Source organism: Pontibacter cellulosilyticus (assembly GCF_014306105.1).
GTDB lineage: Bacteria > Bacteroidota > Bacteroidia > Cytophagales > Hymenobacteraceae > Pontibacter > Pontibacter cellulosilyticus.
This window is the reverse complement of the sequence record NZ_JACRVF010000002.1, coordinates 1-14,644: the sequence shown is the minus strand read 5'-3', so window position 1 is coordinate 14,644 and position 14,644 is coordinate 1. Positions and strand designations below refer to the sequence as shown.

Below are 14,644 nucleotides of genomic sequence, written 5' to 3'. Positions count from 1 at the left end.
TATACTAGACGTTAGCTGGTACACCAATTAAAAAACCACTCAACTTTATGAAGTTTTTCTACTACTTGCCTCTATTAGCCATCACCCTTTCGTGTAATTCGGATGATTCTTCCAATGAAGAAAGTAGAATCAACGAGTCAGCCATAAAAATCAGAGTACTGGATTTAAGGTCCGAACAGATTTACCAGCAGAGCCTACAGCTTATCAAGGGGAAGAACTCTGCCGAGCTGGCTGAATCCATCAAACCCTTTCTGCAGTTCGATGATAGCCTGCAGTTAATCAAAGACGAGTTAATTTCTGCGGCAGGCGGATATACTACAGAAGCATTGTACTACAATGCGCCAGCCTTCAACTATGTTGATGACTACTTCTACGGCGAGACAGCTTTCAGAAACAACAGCCACGAGTTTTTCTTTGCAACATTAGAAAGGCTGAACCAAGAAATAAATAGTCTCTCCTTAAACACAAAGCTCTCGGAGACCTTAGAAGAGAGATTCGCTATCCTGCAGAAGCGCTACGGGGTAAGTGACCGTCGAGAATTGTTCAAGAACCTCTCTATTAGTGAAGCAGTAGAGCTGATAGAAGCCATAAGAAGGCAAGTCGCAATGGGTCACCAAGAACACGTGATAAATGAAATAATAAAGTCCAACAGCTAACACAGTTTATACCATATGCTTCGGCTGATGGCCTCGCACAAGGTATACACGAACACGTTACAACAAATTGAAAACATGAATTTCGACTATATAAGAAAGTTTGTAGACTTTTCTATTCAGAACATGACAAGTCCTGAGTTTGACTCATTCTATGTAAGCAAATCAGAGATTGTTGACAATTTATTGGTGGATGAATCCAGACCTGAAAAGGGAGATATGATTCCGTGGCAACCATCTGACAGTTTGATAAAAGACTCAGAAATTGAGGCGTTGGAATCTGAAATCAAACACCCACTGCCAAACTCTTTCAAACAATACCTTAAGTATAAGAACTTCTATGAACTTGCTCCAATAAGTAATGTGTGGATGTTTACTCCACTTGTACCGAAAGAATGGAAAAGGGTAATGCTTGAAAATGTGTTTAATGGTTGGCCAAAAGAGTACCTCTTTAACAAAGGAATGATACCCTTTGCGAATTACTCAGACTGGGGAATACTGTGTTTTGATACAAATACTAAAGATAAGAATGGAGAGTACCAAATTATCAGATGGGACCACGAGAATGAAGAAGAATATGAAATATTTGCTAACGATTTTGCTGACTTAATGAAAGCCATAGTTCAAAACTATGAAGAAGGCATCAGAAACGGTGAAGTTATTTTTTATTAAACAACAGGTTGTAACCCGGCACATGCTCCATACTCGGCTACGCCTCGTTCACAGCATGTACTAATCCGTTGGGCTGCATTACAATCATAGAAATCTCGAATGACTCCAGAAGAAAAGGAAAGGCAAAGGTTCATTAACAAGATGGTATCTAATGCACGAGCAATTATTTCCAATCAAGTGGCTATACCTTTAGGAGTTTATAAAATGAATCAAATCATCAGTTGGTTAGAGCCCTACAAAAAGACTGATGATGTAGATGTGAGCATTTTCCGAGACTATGATTTAAATGTTGATGATTTACCTGTTGGAACAGAAAGGCTCCAATGGAATATTGAAAAGCTCATTGAATTTGAGAAAGAGTTTGACGAAACCAACAGGATATTCAAAGCCGATGTTCTTAGGAAGTGCAGAGAATTAATTGATACCTATGCTTCCAATAACACAAAAGAATCAGAAGAAAAAGAAGAATAACGATAGCCCAACAGGGTTTATACCTTATGCTTCGGCTGACAGCCTCGCACAGGGTATACACGAACACGTTGGCAAAAAATTATTAAAATCGGCCACGCTGCCTTGAGGCTGCTACAAAAGCAAGGGAGGGGAAACCGATTTGCCGACCCATCCCTCATAAGCCTTATTGTCCACAAAGGCAGATACAGGCACGAAGGAAAGTTCTTTTTTATAGGATTTAAAAACGGTTAAATTTCACGCGGACGCAGTTCCGTAGAAGAGGCTCGCGCCTCCTCACCTATTGTGCTGTTTTATGTCTATCCTTACCAGTTTGGGTCTGACCTCAGTTATTGCTTTCAATAATTTTAAAGTAGTTAACTGGTTCGGGTATAGTAAAGGATGTAATTAGCGTTGTAGCACGTTTAAAACACTTTTATGTTTTGTAGGCATTAACGGGCTTACTGACAGAATAGAGCTTAATTCGTAGATTTGACTGAACTCTTGCTTTAGCGAGTTCGATAATTGAACTGTGAGGGCCACTTTACTTACGTCCTCGGTTAACCATCACAAGTTTTGATAAGATTCTAATTTAATGTAACTTATCAGAGCACTACCAGTACACCTACCCTACATGAGGATACTTCTACTCTCAGGATTCTTTGTTATCATACTTGCTGCATCTTGCCGCGAAAACAAGCGCAATGCTGTTGAACAGGATGCTTCGGAGGCTACCATGGCAAGCGAAACAGGTATAGATGCTCCACTTCCGGCTGATGTACTTTTTGCAACCAGGCCACTTATCGGGGGTGAGTTGTATGCGAAGCCCGATTTTCAGAGCCCATCCCTTACAAGTTTTGATACATCTCAGAGCATTCATGTGCTGGACTCTACGCATGCTATTTTTGTGCATGCCCGCATCCGCAAAGACACTGCCGTGTTAACAGGCTATGTTCCTAAAACTATACTTCCGGAGAAGAACTACTAAAAACAAAGCTTTACCTTGCCATTGTATATAAAAATAAGCGGCCTGCTAAGTAAAACTTGGCAGGCCGCTTAGCTTAACAGGGCATAAGTTAGTTAGCCCTTCTTCTTCTACCTCCCTGCTGCTGTTGCTGCCCTTGCCTGTTTTGCTGGTTCTGCTGTATAGCTTCAAACTTCTGCACTTGCTCTGCGGTAAGTATAGCTTTAATGGCGGCTTCACGCTCAGCGCGCAGGCTTTTCATTTTTTCCATCTTGTCCTCTCGTGCCATACTTTGGTCGTTGCGCAAAGCGGTTATGGCTTCTCTGGAGCTTTTGTTTATCTCCTGCAGTTTTGTAACCTGTTCGGCATTTAAGCTTAGCTGTTTGGTAAGTCTTTCTGTTTGCTGTGCTTCCATCTCCTGCCGGTTGGCAGGTCCCTGCTGCTGCTCCTGCGCCATGGCTCCAGCTGCTATAAATCCGAAGCTTGCTACCAGTAAAGTTTTTAAGAGGATGTTCTGTCTCATAGTGTTTTCCGTTATTTTGCTTTTGACACAAGCTGCTCACAAAAGTTAAATCTATAAGCACAAAAAAAAGCGACCCTGCTACGCAAAGCCGCCTTTATTTATACTTGTTGTGCTTAGTAAGTTACCGTATGCTCTAGAAGGTTTTTGTTCTCTTCGCCTTTTATCAGCATCTCCACTTTCACCTGCTTGTCGTTCCAGTGGAAGTTTAAAACGCCAAAGTTTAATTGCTTGATCAGATCTCCTACCCGATACTTGTTTGGCTCCACCACATTGCCGCTGTACACATGCGTCATGCCGCTGCTGGTTACTTCGTACAGCGGATAGCTCATACCTGGTGGTGTAGTTTTAGATATCTCTGCAATGTGCCGGTCTCCGCTTACAAGTATAACCCCTTTGGCATTAGAGGCAGCAATCAGATCTAGCAGGCGCTTGCGTGCTTTTGGGAAGTTAGCCCATTTTTCGAATACCTGCTCCTCGGGTAGTATTTGTATGCCATTGCCGATTATGTTGATGCTGGCGGTGCTGTTGCGAAGTTCCTGCTCCAGCCAGCGCCACTGTTCCTCGCCAAGTATATCGCCGGTATAGTTTGTCTGGTATACCCTGTTAATGCGTACCAACGAATCGCGGTGATAACGGCTATCGAGCAATATTACTTTTACCTGCTTTCCGGCAGGACCATACGTATGGGCACTGTAAACGCCCTCCTGCCGGCGGCGCGGACTGTTAGCTGGCTCACCTATAAAATCCCAGAACAACTGCGCACTTTCCTCTTTCATCTTATACTCTTTGCCAGCGTCGTTTTTACCATAGTCGTGGTCGTCCCAAACGCCAATTACTTTTGCCTCCTGCTGCAGTTGCTGATAACCGGGCTCCTGTAGCACCATGTTATACTTGCGCTGCAGCACTACCATGGTATCAGAGTCTCCGTAAATGTTATCGCCTAACCATACCCATACCTGTGGTTTGTTCTGGATGATTGGCTGCCACAGCGGTTGTGGCAGATCTTCGCGGTTGCAAGACCCGAAGGCAAGCGTGGTAAGTGAATCTTGGGTTTGTGTAGTAGTGGCAGGCTTTTGGCAGGCACTTAAGAGGAGCAGCGTAAAGGCCAGCAACCGGAAATAAGTATACTTATGAAGCATAACAGTAGCAGTGATAGGATTTGATTCAGGCAAATATAAAAAAAGCGAGTTGCTAATTTCTCGCTTCTGGTGTTACATTTTAGTTAAATAGAAAAGCGGCAGCCTCTTTGCAGAAACCGCCGCCTCTTTCACGAGTCTATATCCATTACTTTACCACAACTCTTCTCACAGAACTGTAATTGTCTGTTTCGAGCTTCACGTAATAAAGGCCTTTTGCTTTTCCAGTAAGGTCAATTGTTTTAGAGAATTGACCATCGCCGCGTGTCAACGTTTCGCGGTAAATCTCGTTACCGATAACGTTTATGATGCGTAACTCTGCCTTTTTGGCTGGCAGGTTTGCAACAGATATGGTGAAAACGCCATTACTAGGGTTTGGATAGATTGCAAGCTCTTCATCCTGCTGGTCTACCTGCAGTGCTTTTTCGGTCTCCTGCACCGGCCCAGCAACACCTGTCCTGGCCTGTGCCTGCGCTAAAAGCACTGTTGAAATTGTAAAAAGCGTAAGTATAAGTTTCTTCATGTACGTAATGTATATTCTCCTTCAAAGTTACAAAAGTCGTTCCAATTTAATTAACGGCTTACACAATAAATTGTTCTTGCATTATACACTATAAAAAAGGTGCATTCACTAAAATTCGGTATACTAAATTGTACTTAAACAATAAAGCAAAAGAATAAACCATTGAAGCAGGTAATTATTATCGGTGGCGGACTAGCCGGACTTACCAGTGCTCTGCATCTGGCACGTCATGGTGTTTCCGTAACTGTTATCGAAAAAAAGGAATATCCGTTCCACAAGGTGTGCGGCGAGTATGTTTCTAATGAGGTATTGCCTTACCTGGCTGGTCTAGGTGCAGAAATTGAACAACTTTCGCCGGCAACTATCTCTAAATTTTTTCTTACCTCACCAAGCGGGAAAATTTTGGAGGCCAACCTGGATTTAGGAGGCTTTGGGCTGAGCCGCTTCACGTTGGATAATTACCTGTATAAGCTGGCACAACAGCAGGGGGTAACCTTTAAGCTTAATACTTCTGTACAGGATGTCACTTTTGCAGATAACTATTTTAATCTCAAACTATCAGACGGAGAAAGTATGCAAGCAGAAGTGGTGCTGGGGGCATATGGCAAACGTACTAACCTCGACAGGCAACTGGCACGTAATTTCTTTACTTCCCGCTCTCCGTATATTGGCGTAAAATACCACCTGCACTACCACCAGCCCAAAGACCAGATCGCGCTTCACAATTTCAAAGACGGGTACGCAGGCATATCGGCTGTAGAAGATAACCGCTACTGCTTTTGCTACCTTACCACCCGCCGTAACCTGCAGCAGCATGGCACCATACCCGCCATGGAGCAGGCCATACTTTACCAAAACCCACACCTGCGACGCATTTTTACTGAGGCTGATTTTCTGTATGCTAAACCAGAGGTGATAAACGAAATCTCCTTTGCAACAAAAACCTGCGTGGAGGAGCACATGCTCATGTGTGGCGACGCAGCCGGCATGATCACACCTTTGTGCGGCAACGGCATGGCCATGGCCATTCATTCGGGTAAACTGGCAGCAGAAGAGGTGGTGCGTTATTTTAGCAATGGCCGCAACCGCCAGCAGTTGGAGCAGCGGTATACTTTAGCCTGGAAAAAACAGTTTGAAAGACGCCTGCAGGTGGGCCGCACCGTGCAGCAATTATTTGGTGCCCCGGTATTGTCTGAAGTGGCAATTGGTGTGCTTAAGCGCCTGCCTGCTGCTGTAAAGTATATTATGCGCCAGACACATGGCCAGCCTTTTTAGCCGAATACATCTAATACAGGTTTGCTTGCGTACTTAATGGCATGTTCTGTTTTGGTGCTTTTAAGCGAAAGAGCCGTTAATGCTTCTGGCTTGCTTGCCTACTTTAAACATTTGGTCTCTTAATCGGCTTATACACGTAAGCATATCAGCCAGAGCTTATACTTCCCTGCCGATAAACAGAACGCGAAAACGACACAAACATGAAGAGCTACATTTGCGCCATAGGCACTGCCAACCCACCCCACAAAATACCTCAGATGCAGGTAGCTGATTTTATGGCCGAGGCGCTGCAATTTAACGAGCAGGAAACACGAAAACTAAAGGCACTTTACAGAGTATCTGGTATAGGCCAGCGCTACAGCGTATTGGAGGATTATACCCGCCGCAACGGAGAGTTTACCTTTTACCCTAACACCCCAACACTGGAGCCCTTCCCAACCGTGCAGCAGCGCATGGAGATGTATCGGAAGCATGCCGTTAACCTATCGGAGGAAGCAATACGCCAGTGCCTGGAGCAATCTTCTGTTGCCATGCAGGACCTCACGCACCTGATTACGGTTAGTTGCACCGGCATGTACGCCCCCGGCCTGGACATAGACCTGGTAGAGCGGCTACAACTATCTTCTTGTGTACAGCGCACTGCCGTAAATTTTATGGGCTGCTATGCCGCCTTTAACGCCATCAAACTTGCCGATTCTATTTGCAGAGCCAACCCGGAGGCAAAAGTGATGCTGGTATGCACAGAGATCTGTACCATCCATTTTCAGAAACACGACGAGCCTGATCACCTGCTATCCAATGCTTTGTTCGGCGACGGCGCCGCAGCCGTGCTGATGCAGGGTTTACCTTGCAAGGAAGTGTGCTTGGAGCTGCAGTCTTTCCACTGCGACCTGGCTCCTGCCGGAAAAAGCGATATGGCCTGGCACATCGGCGATACCGGCTTTGAGATGACCCTCTCCTCTTACGTGCCCGATCTCATCAAAAAAGGAATAAAAGAACTGACGGAGCGGCTGTTGCAGGGGCTCAAAACAACTATTTCAGAAATAAATCTTTTTGCCATACACCCTGGCGGCAGACGCATTCTGGAAGTGATTGAGCAGGAATTAGGTATGACCCGAGACGACAACCGCTTTGCTTACCAGGTGCTGCGCGATTTCGGTAATATGTCGTCGGCAACGGTGCTGTTTGTACTGAAGGCCCTGATGCAAAACTTAACTCCAAAAGAGCAGAACGAGCCTGTGCTCAGCTTCGCTTTCGGCCCTGGCCTTACCCTAGAATCTATGCTGCTAAAGGTGCACTATGCTAAAGTATAGGTCTAATGAGCTGGAACTGATGGACGACCTGACCCTATCCGGTGAGGAACTGCGCCGTAACCTGACGGAGCTGGAGGTTATCAATAACTGGTTGGGTGGGCATAAAGTGGTATTGGATGCGTTGGATAAACTGCAGCTACCAGAAAATTACACGTTACGCATTGCTGATATTGGCTGCGGCGGCGGCGACACGTTGAAAAGTATAGCTAAGTGGGCCAGGCGTAGAAGTATAAAAGTTGATTTGGAGGGAATAGACGCCAACGACTTTATGGTGCAGTATGCCCGCAGTCACTGCGCCGATTTCCCGGAGATAAGTGTAGCCCAGTATGATGTTTTCTCGGAGGCATTTGCAGCGCAGCAGTATGATGTGATCGTATGCAGCCTGTTTTGCCATCATTTTACTGATGAGCAGCTCGTGCGGCTGTTCCGGCAACTCTATCAGCAGGCAAGTATGGCCGTTATTATCAACGACCTGCACCGGCATTGGCTGGCCTACTATTCTATCAAATATATCACGTCCGCTTTTTCTGGCTCAAGGCTTGTGAAGAACGATGCGCCGCTTTCAGTGTGGCGAGCTTTTAAACGCGAGGAGTTGGAGCATTTAGTGGAGCAGGCAGGCATCGACAAGTATAGCCTGAAATGGATGTGGGCATTCAGATGGCAGCTGGTACTAGAGAAAGTATAGCTGGTTATTTGCTCTGGTTGCCGTTCATCTTCCTAACCTCTTCAAAGGAAAACTTTTAGCAACTACTCTTTCACTCATCATCTATAAGCTCAGTTCATTCTCCAGTCAAAATCAACTTATCCATAGCTTTTAAGGTATAGCTAAGTATGACAAAAGACAATATCAGGTTCTGGCTCCTGTTCATAGTTTCAATTGCGATATCAGCTGTGGTGATCTCTCTTTTTGTGAAGGCACTGAAGCTGGTGCTGTATGTTATACTTGTGCTGGCCCTAGCACCGGTGATCTACATTATGCTCCGCAGCATCATACCCGGCCGCAAACGCGACGACGATAAACTCAAAACTAGGGAGTAATTCGGTTATTGGTTGTCTGATTTTTGAATCAGGATTTCCAGGAGCAGAAAAGACAGGCAGAATGAACACCTGCATAATTCATTCAATCACTTATTCAAAACTCTTACCTCCTAAAAGTATACTTGCTGAGCTAACCTGAACGTGTTGGCGTGGGCTTCTACGATGTGGGCAATTTGTTTGGAGTAGCCGCCTCCCATACTTATAGCCACCGGTAATTTATGGCGATGGCACAGCTCCAGCACTATGCGATCGCGCTCTTTGCAGCCGGCTATGCTCATACCCAACTTTCCTAGTTTGTCTGTCGCCAGCACATCTACCCCCGACTGAAAAAACACAAACTCCGGTTCATGCTTGTCTAGCAAGCGAGGCAAGTGATGCTGCAGCAAACTCAGGTATGTTTTGTCGTCTGTTCCCTCGGCCAAAGGCACATCCAGATCTGATTTTTCTTTATGGAAGGGATAATTGTGGCCACCGTGCATGCTGAAGGTGAACACACGTGGCTCGTGTTCGAAAATCTGTGCCGTACCATTACCCTGGTGCACATCCAGATCAACTACCAAAATCCTGTTTATATTTTCATACTTGAGCAGGTAATTGGCGGCAATGGCGATGTCGTTTAGCAGGCAAAAGCCCTCTCCCCTGTTGGTAAAAGCATGGTGCGTGCCGCCAGTTATGTTCATGCCTACTCCATACTGCAGCGCAAACAATGCCGCCTGCAAGGTACCGTTCATGATAACCACCTCGCGGTTTACCAACTCCTCAGACAACGGAAAGCCTGTTTTGCGGATTTCAGACGGGGTTAGTTGCAGGTGCTTTAGCCGGTGCCAGTAATCTGCGTCGTGGGTATCAAGTATAAATTGCTCGGCTAAGGGCTGCGGCTCAAACAGGTTGGCACTGGTAATGGTGCCCTCGTAGAGCAGTTGCTCGGGAAGCAAATCATACTTCGCCATCGGGAAGCGGTGCCCCTCTGGCAGGCTGTGCGCAAATATCTCTGACCAGGCAATTTTTAGCATAACACAAAGCTAACAATTATCCGGCAGTGCAGGTTTATACTTAGCGCCTGCGCCTCTACAAAAGTGTGCAAAAGCTAAGCTGTTTAGCAACAGAAAAGTGCAAAGTGGATAACCTTTTACACAGCCTCTCCCTTGCATCAGTATCAATAACTTTAGTTGTGGATAAATGTGGATAACTATGTTTATTAACAAAAGTTATCCACCATTTGCTGTTAAATCTATGTAAAGCGACACAACAATTCTTAACAATTTCATATTATCAGGTCAAAAAGTATACTTTACAGGTTTCGATTGCTAAAAAATTTACCCGGACTTTCTTAAACTCTTTAAGCCTTAACCATGCAAAGCGGTGCCGTATCTGTGGAGCGTTATTTCGTTTCCGGAACAGCTTTTACACGTTGTGCAACTTTATAGGTAACTATCAGAGTATATGGTGTATCAGGTATAAGCTATACCTGCTTATAAACCTTAATAAGAAGCTATACTATGAAAAAACTACTTACCGCACTGTTCTTACTCTTATATACTTTCGCGGCCCAGGCACAGGAAGGCGGAGGACCTACTGCCCAACAGCAAGACCATAATATGCTAAGCGGACTAAGCGGACCAAATGGCGGATTTGGTATAAAAGGTGGTGTTAACTTTGCCGAGATAAACGGAAGCGACAAAGACCTGCTGGGCAACATAGACAGGTATACCACATGGCATGCCGGGCTGTTCTTACAGTTTCCGCTTAGCGACTTTTTCTCTATACAGCCAGAAGCGCTTTACTCCCGCAGAGGCTATGAGCGCAACGACTCTACCTTCAGGTTCGATTACATAGAGGTGCCTATCCTGGCAGTTTTCAACTTAACCGACAACGTGAGCATACACTTGGGCCCACAGGTTTCCACTATGATACAGGCACATGAAGAAGATAAAGAGGTAAACCTGGAGCGTTACAATACCTTTGATTATGGTGTGGCCGCAGGGTTTGAAGGTCGCATAAGCCGCTTCAGGCTAGGTGCCCGCTACAGCCTCGGGCTGGCAGACCTGATCAAAACCGATAAGGCTGGGCGAGACGTGAACCAAGACATAAAAGCAGGGGCCATAGAAGTATACTTAGGCATCGGCATCTTCTGATGTAACACCAAGTGTACTTGTTGCTTAAGGGTACTAAAAGGCTCTAAATATCGTTTTAAACCGTAATAGCGTACTATATGCAGGCGCATATGGCCTGGCATGGCCTGTAAAACCCATAATTATATGAGTCCAAACCACCTGAACATATTAAAGTACTGTCTTTTTACTGTGCTCTTCAGCTTTACAGCCCTTACCGCCTGCGACACATCTGTTAAAACAGACGAAGCCCTGATCGGCGAAGCTATTGCTCCTAAAAACATTACTGCGGCTCCCTCTGTTACCTATGCCATTGATACCGCTAAAAGCCAGCTAACCTGGATCGGCGCTAAGATGACAGGCCGCCACAACGGCATCTTTAAAATAAAAGAGGGCGAACTGCACATGGACGACAGCCTGCTTACTAGCGGCACCATTATGATAGACATGACCTTGTTGCGCTCCGACGACAAAAGCATAGACGAGAACGGCAACGCCAAACTTACCAAACACCTCCGGTCTGCTGATTTTTTTGACGTGGAGAAGTATAACACCGCTAGGTTCGATTTGACTGGCATTGCCCCCTACGACAGCACACTTGTAAAACAGCCAGCTGCCAGACCTACCTCCGACGATGCCCTGCGCGTAAAGAAACCAACACACTTTATCACCGGCAACCTTACGATCAAAGACCAGACAAAAAGCATTACATTTCCGGCTAAAGTTACTCTGGAAGACAGCCTGCTCAAAGCCAAAGCCAACTTTAACATAGACCGCACCCAGTGGGGCCTGGTGTACCGCTCCGACAAATCGCTTGGCGACCAGACCATCCGGCCGGAAGTAAACATTGGGTTTGATATTGTAGCCAAACCACAGGCAAACCAGCCTTAAAAAGCCACCCTATACTTTGCTCTTTTGCACGGGTTTTATGCTAAACACGCATAAAGTTCGTTTCAAGCCCTAAACAACAAAGTATAAAGAATGAGAAAATACCTCTGCTTGCTGCCGTTGCTGTTGCTTGCCTTAGCTGCGCAGGCACAAACCGGCGCACTGGCAACTGTAAACCTGGAGCAGAAAAGTATACTTCGGGTGGGCATGCTGGTGCTTGGCGGCTGGGCAATCCTGAACATCCTACTGGCAAGCTTTAAGTTAACCACCACTACCCGCTCTCCTAAGTATTTCTACCAGATGAACCTGTACTGGAACATCGTGAACCTGATCATTGCCGGCATTGCCCTACACAACATTATATCGCTGAACGAGGCGGCTATGGATGTGGTGGAAAGTATACAACAACATGTGTGGTATAAAAAGGTGTTGTACCTGAACGTGGGCTTAGATGTAGCTTACCTGTTGTTGGGGGCTTACCTGAAACAACGCTCCCAAACGGCACACTTAAGGCCGGAGCGATTAATGGGCTGGGGCAGGTCTATCTTTTTGCAGGGCTTTTTCCTGCTGCTGCTGGATGTAGTGCTGGTGGTGATGCTGGAGAATTTAGCCTCGGATTTCTTTAGGTTAATACCCTGATCCTAAAGAGATCTCTCACAGTTCCGCTGGCTCTCTTCGGCTCTCGCCTCAAGAGTATTCAAGATGACAGTAAATAACCTCTTCCTAAGGCAATCCTGCTCATCTTAAAATCCTGACAATAAAAAAGCCGCACCTTAAAGTATAAAGTGCGGCTCTTGGTGAAGTATAGCTGATGAGATTTTACCTGTCGTGCCTGCCCTCAGCAAACTCTTCTATCATCTTCTTGTTAAAGGCAGGTATATCGTCGGGGTTGCGGCTAGTTACTAATCCGTTATCCACCACTACTTCCTCGTCTACCCATTCAGCGCCGGCATTTTTTAGGTCGGTTTTTAAAGTATGGTAGCTGGTCATTTTTTTGCCTTTTACCTTGCCTGTTTCTATCAGTGTCCAGGGGGCGTGGCATATGGCTGCTACCGGTTTTCCTGATGTCATAAACTTATCCACGAAGCTAACGGCATCTTTGTTTGTGCGCAGCTTGTCGGGGTTCATTACGCCGCCTGGCAATACCAGCCCGTTGTAATCATCGGCATTTACCTCGCTCAGTTTCTTATAAACTGTAAACTTATCACCCCACTCGGTGCGGTTCCAGGCTTTTATTTCGCTGTTTTTATTCGGGGAGATAATATGCGCTTCGGCACCTGCCTCTTTCAGCGCCTTTAGCGGCTCAGTAAGTTCTACCTGCTCAAATCCCTCTTCCACTAGTATAGCAATCTTCTTTCCTTCTAATGTATTACCCATGTTTAAGTTTGTTTATAGGTTAAAATTTGTTTTTACAATAACGAACTAAAAGCTAAATTGTTAAAGTATCGTATAAGCAATAGCCTTAGCCTAATCTTCGTTTTATAAGCATGAACTTCACTTTTATAAAAAAACTGACAGCCGCCACAGCACTATTTATACTTGCCCTTGCACCTGCCTTTGCCCAGGAGGTGAAGGTGATAAAGTATAACGATCTGCAAAAGATTCGCAACGCCCCCCATGATACCCTGTATGTGGTAAATTTCTGGGCCACGTGGTGCAAACCCTGCATTAAAGAGATGCCATACTTTGAGGCGCTTACCGAGCAATACAAAAACAAGCCCGTGCGTGTAATTCTGGTAAGTATGGACCACGCCGAAGACCTGAACACCCGCGTTAAACCCTTTGTGAAGAAACGTAGTCTAAAGTCTGATGTGATGCTGCTCGATGAAGTAGATGCCAACACCTGGATAGATAAGCTGGAGCCGAAGTGGAGTGGGGCTATACCTGCCACCATAGTGTTCAACAACAAGCGTAAGCAGTACGAGTTTGTAGAGAAGGAGCTATCGCAGGAAGAATTGCAGAAACTGATCACTAAGTATAAACCATAACCTTAACCTCTATGAGAAAGTCTAAACTACCTTTCGTGTACTTTATCTGCCTGCTGTTTGTGGGCGTACTTCTGGCAGCTGCTCCTGCCGACAACGGTTACCAGGTTGGCGACACTGCCCGCGACTTTAAACTGAAGAACGTAGACGGCAAAATGGTATCCATGGCCGACTACAAAGATGCCAAGGGCTTTATCGTTACCTTTACCTGCAACACCTGCCCCTACTCTGTAGCATACGAAGACCGCATCATAGACCTGCATAAAAAGTATGCACCTAAAGGCTACCCGGTTATTGCTATTAACCCGAATGATGTAAACGTGTCGCCAAAAGACTCTTATACCCACATGCAGCAGCGTGCCAAAGAGAAGAGCTTCCCGTTTGCCTATCTGCACGACGAAAGCCAGGAGATAACAAAAGCTTACGGCGCCACCCGCACACCACACCTGTATATTGTACAGAAGCAGAAAGACGGCAAATATAAAGTAGCCTACATTGGCACTATAGACGATAATAGCCGCGACGCTTCTAAAGTGGAGAAGAAGTATGCTGAGGAAGCCCTCGACGAGATGGTAGCTGGAAAAACCGTTAGCCAGCCTAACACAAAAGCCATTGGCTGCACCATAAAGTGGCGACAAGCATAATTCGCTAAATAAAGTCTACAAACAAAAGCCCCTGCCAAGTATACTTAGCAGGGGCTTTTGTTTGTAGACGTGTATAAACGAGTATATTCTGGTTATAACGCATACATTAAGAAAGCCTGGGGCTGCAGACACCATGTATATTCAGCTCCCAAACCTCTGTATTTGCATTTAAATACTATATTACTCTCTATAACACAACCTTTTAAACACAGCCACCCTGAAGAATAGCAAAACTACTATACTTTGTTTATCTTGTAGTATACTTAAGCTGCCTAAGCCGAAAGACAGCTAACGAGATACAAGTTCACCTTCGCACATAGTGTTAATAACCGTATGTTTACGCATAGCCGCTAGTTGACCGTGATTGTGAATTTACGAATTTAAAAGTGGCGTGTCTTTCAGGCTTTTAGGGGGCTGGGCGGCATCAAAGGCCACTAAAGCCGGGCAACGATCAGAAAAAGAGCCAAAGGCA

The 14,644-nt window shown here is 45.5% G+C and carries 18 protein-coding genes; 13 read left to right on the top strand and 5 right to left on the bottom strand.

Annotated features, from left to right (window positions below; translation table 11 throughout):
* Positions 1-47: 47 nt before the first annotated feature.
* The 4 genes from H8S84_RS07655 (at position 48) to H8S84_RS07640 (ending at position 2,760) form a co-directional block, all read left to right on the top strand.
* A complete protein-coding gene (locus H8S84_RS07655; protein WP_187066750.1) occupies positions 48-656 on the top strand; it encodes a hypothetical protein in 609 nt (202 codons plus the stop codon).
* Positions 657-731: 75 nt separating this feature from the next.
* A complete protein-coding gene (locus H8S84_RS07650) occupies positions 732-1,325 on the top strand; it encodes an SMI1/KNR4 family protein (protein WP_187066749.1) in 594 nt (197 codons plus the stop codon).
* Positions 1,326-1,424: 99 nt separating this feature from the next.
* The gene (locus H8S84_RS07645; protein WP_187066748.1) at positions 1,425-1,796 is read left to right on the top strand and encodes a hypothetical protein; all 372 of its coding nucleotides are present in this window, start codon (positions 1,425-1,427) and stop codon (positions 1,794-1,796) included.
* 610 nt (positions 1,797-2,406) lie between these two features.
* On the top strand, positions 2,407-2,760 hold the full coding sequence (locus tag H8S84_RS07640; protein ID WP_187066747.1) for a hypothetical protein: 354 nt from the start codon (positions 2,407-2,409) through the stop codon (positions 2,758-2,760).
* A gap of 88 nt (positions 2,761-2,848) precedes the next feature.
* Here the strand turns inward: H8S84_RS07640 and H8S84_RS07635 are convergent, their stop codons facing one another.
* The 3 genes from H8S84_RS07635 to H8S84_RS07625 all read right to left on the bottom strand — a co-directional run bounded on the left by H8S84_RS07635 (position 2,849) and on the right by H8S84_RS07625 (position 4,918).
* On the bottom strand, positions 2,849-3,259 hold the full coding sequence (locus tag H8S84_RS07635; protein WP_187066746.1) for a hypothetical protein: 411 nt from the start codon (positions 3,257-3,259) through the stop codon (positions 2,849-2,851).
* A gap of 113 nt (positions 3,260-3,372) precedes the next feature.
* The gene (locus H8S84_RS07630) at positions 3,373-4,398 is read right to left on the bottom strand and encodes an alkaline phosphatase D family protein (protein WP_187066745.1); all 1,026 of its coding nucleotides are present in this window, start codon (positions 4,396-4,398) and stop codon (positions 3,373-3,375) included.
* Positions 4,399-4,543: 145 nt separating this feature from the next.
* Entirely contained in the window at positions 4,544-4,918 is a 375-nt protein-coding gene (locus H8S84_RS07625; RefSeq protein ID WP_187066744.1) for a T9SS type A sorting domain-containing protein, read from the bottom strand.
* 162 nt (positions 4,919-5,080) lie between these two features.
* Here H8S84_RS07625 and H8S84_RS07620 point away from each other — a divergent pair, with 162 nt between their 5' ends.
* The 4 genes from H8S84_RS07620 to H8S84_RS07605 all read left to right on the top strand — a co-directional run bounded on the left by H8S84_RS07620 (position 5,081) and on the right by H8S84_RS07605 (position 8,544).
* Positions 5,081-6,193, top strand: coding sequence for an NAD(P)/FAD-dependent oxidoreductase (locus tag H8S84_RS07620; protein ID WP_187066743.1), 1,113 nt, complete (start codon positions 5,081-5,083; stop codon positions 6,191-6,193).
* A gap of 200 nt (positions 6,194-6,393) precedes the next feature.
* A complete protein-coding gene (locus tag H8S84_RS07615; protein ID WP_187066742.1) occupies positions 6,394-7,506 on the top strand; it encodes a type III polyketide synthase in 1,113 nt (370 codons plus the stop codon).
* On the top strand, positions 7,493-8,191 hold the full coding sequence (locus H8S84_RS07610) for a methyltransferase domain-containing protein (protein WP_187066741.1): 699 nt from the start codon (positions 7,493-7,495) through the stop codon (positions 8,189-8,191). The genes H8S84_RS07615 and H8S84_RS07610 overlap by 14 nt, the downstream gene beginning before the upstream one ends.
* Positions 8,192-8,337: 146 nt before the next feature.
* Positions 8,338-8,544 (top strand): hypothetical protein, encoded by a 207-nt coding sequence (locus H8S84_RS07605; RefSeq protein WP_187066740.1) that lies wholly within the window; start codon positions 8,338-8,340, stop codon positions 8,542-8,544.
* Positions 8,545-8,654: 110 nt separating this feature from the next.
* Here the strand turns inward: H8S84_RS07605 and H8S84_RS07600 are convergent, their stop codons facing one another.
* Positions 8,655-9,557, bottom strand: a complete 903-nt coding sequence (locus H8S84_RS07600) for a histone deacetylase family protein (protein ID WP_187066739.1) — start codon at positions 9,555-9,557, stop codon at positions 8,655-8,657.
* Positions 9,558-10,043: 486 nt separating this feature from the next.
* On the opposite strand from H8S84_RS07600, the gene H8S84_RS07595 reads away from it, so the two are divergent.
* From H8S84_RS07595 to H8S84_RS07585, 3 genes are all read left to right on the top strand, one after another.
* Positions 10,044-10,679 carry a porin family protein gene (locus H8S84_RS07595; RefSeq protein ID WP_187066738.1) on the top strand — a complete coding sequence of 212 codons (636 nt, stop codon included), beginning with the start codon at positions 10,044-10,046 and terminating at the stop codon, positions 10,677-10,679.
* A 123-nt stretch (positions 10,680-10,802) separates the two neighbouring features.
* Positions 10,803-11,546: a YceI family protein gene (locus H8S84_RS07590; protein WP_187066737.1), complete on the top strand. Its 744-nt coding sequence runs from the start codon at positions 10,803-10,805 to the stop codon at positions 11,544-11,546.
* Between the two features lie 90 nt (positions 11,547-11,636).
* Positions 11,637-12,182 carry a DUF6992 family protein gene (locus H8S84_RS07585; RefSeq protein WP_230407106.1) on the top strand — a complete coding sequence of 182 codons (546 nt, stop codon included), beginning with the start codon at positions 11,637-11,639 and terminating at the stop codon, positions 12,180-12,182.
* Positions 12,183-12,362: 180 nt separating this feature from the next.
* Here H8S84_RS07585 and H8S84_RS07580 read toward each other — a convergent pair whose 3' ends face one another.
* Complete coding sequence (locus H8S84_RS07580; protein WP_187066736.1) at positions 12,363-12,920, bottom strand: type 1 glutamine amidotransferase domain-containing protein; 558 nt, start codon at positions 12,918-12,920, stop codon at positions 12,363-12,365.
* A 110-nt stretch (positions 12,921-13,030) separates the two neighbouring features.
* Here H8S84_RS07580 and H8S84_RS07575 point away from each other — a divergent pair, with 110 nt between their 5' ends.
* On the top strand, positions 13,031-13,531 hold the full coding sequence (locus H8S84_RS07575; protein WP_187066735.1) for a TlpA disulfide reductase family protein: 501 nt from the start codon (positions 13,031-13,033) through the stop codon (positions 13,529-13,531).
* A gap of 11 nt (positions 13,532-13,542) precedes the next feature.
* On the top strand, positions 13,543-14,172 hold the full coding sequence (locus H8S84_RS07570; protein WP_187066734.1) for a thioredoxin family protein: 630 nt from the start codon (positions 13,543-13,545) through the stop codon (positions 14,170-14,172).
* Positions 14,173-14,644: the final 472 nt, after the last annotated feature.

Bases quoted from the DNA above. Each gene is read 5' to 3' on its own strand.
- H8S84_RS07655 (WP_187066750.1), top strand. From the start codon at position 48: ATGAAGTTTTTCTACTACTTGCCTCTATTAGCCATCACCCTTTCGTGT.
- H8S84_RS07605 (WP_187066740.1), top strand. From the start codon at position 8,338: ATGACAAAAGACAATATCAGGTTCTGGCTCCTGTTCATAGTTTCAATT.
- H8S84_RS07645 (WP_187066748.1), top strand. From the start codon at position 1,425: ATGACTCCAGAAGAAAAGGAAAGGCAAAGGTTCATTAACAAGATGGTA.
- H8S84_RS07635 (WP_187066746.1), bottom strand. From the start codon at position 3,259: ATGAGACAGAACATCCTCTTAAAAACTTTACTGGTAGCAAGCTTCGGA.
- H8S84_RS07650 (WP_187066749.1), top strand. From the start codon at position 732: ATGAATTTCGACTATATAAGAAAGTTTGTAGACTTTTCTATTCAGAAC.
- H8S84_RS07625 (WP_187066744.1), bottom strand. From the start codon at position 4,918: ATGAAGAAACTTATACTTACGCTTTTTACAATTTCAACAGTGCTTTTA.
- H8S84_RS07575 (WP_187066735.1), top strand. From the start codon at position 13,031: ATGAACTTCACTTTTATAAAAAAACTGACAGCCGCCACAGCACTATTT.
- H8S84_RS07570 (WP_187066734.1), top strand. From the start codon at position 13,543: ATGAGAAAGTCTAAACTACCTTTCGTGTACTTTATCTGCCTGCTGTTT.
- H8S84_RS07585 (WP_230407106.1), top strand. From the start codon at position 11,637: ATGAGAAAATACCTCTGCTTGCTGCCGTTGCTGTTGCTTGCCTTAGCT.
- H8S84_RS07640 (WP_187066747.1), top strand. From the start codon at position 2,407: ATGAGGATACTTCTACTCTCAGGATTCTTTGTTATCATACTTGCTGCA.
- H8S84_RS07615 (WP_187066742.1), top strand. From the start codon at position 6,394: ATGAAGAGCTACATTTGCGCCATAGGCACTGCCAACCCACCCCACAAA.
- H8S84_RS07590 (WP_187066737.1), top strand. From the start codon at position 10,803: ATGAGTCCAAACCACCTGAACATATTAAAGTACTGTCTTTTTACTGTG.
- H8S84_RS07595 (WP_187066738.1), top strand. From the start codon at position 10,044: ATGAAAAAACTACTTACCGCACTGTTCTTACTCTTATATACTTTCGCG.
- H8S84_RS07610 (WP_187066741.1), top strand. From the start codon at position 7,493: ATGCTAAAGTATAGGTCTAATGAGCTGGAACTGATGGACGACCTGACC.
- H8S84_RS07580 (WP_187066736.1), bottom strand. From the start codon at position 12,920: ATGGGTAATACATTAGAAGGAAAGAAGATTGCTATACTAGTGGAAGAG.
- H8S84_RS07600 (WP_187066739.1), bottom strand. From the start codon at position 9,557: ATGCTAAAAATTGCCTGGTCAGAGATATTTGCGCACAGCCTGCCAGAG.
- H8S84_RS07630 (WP_187066745.1), bottom strand. From the start codon at position 4,398: ATGCTTCATAAGTATACTTATTTCCGGTTGCTGGCCTTTACGCTGCTC.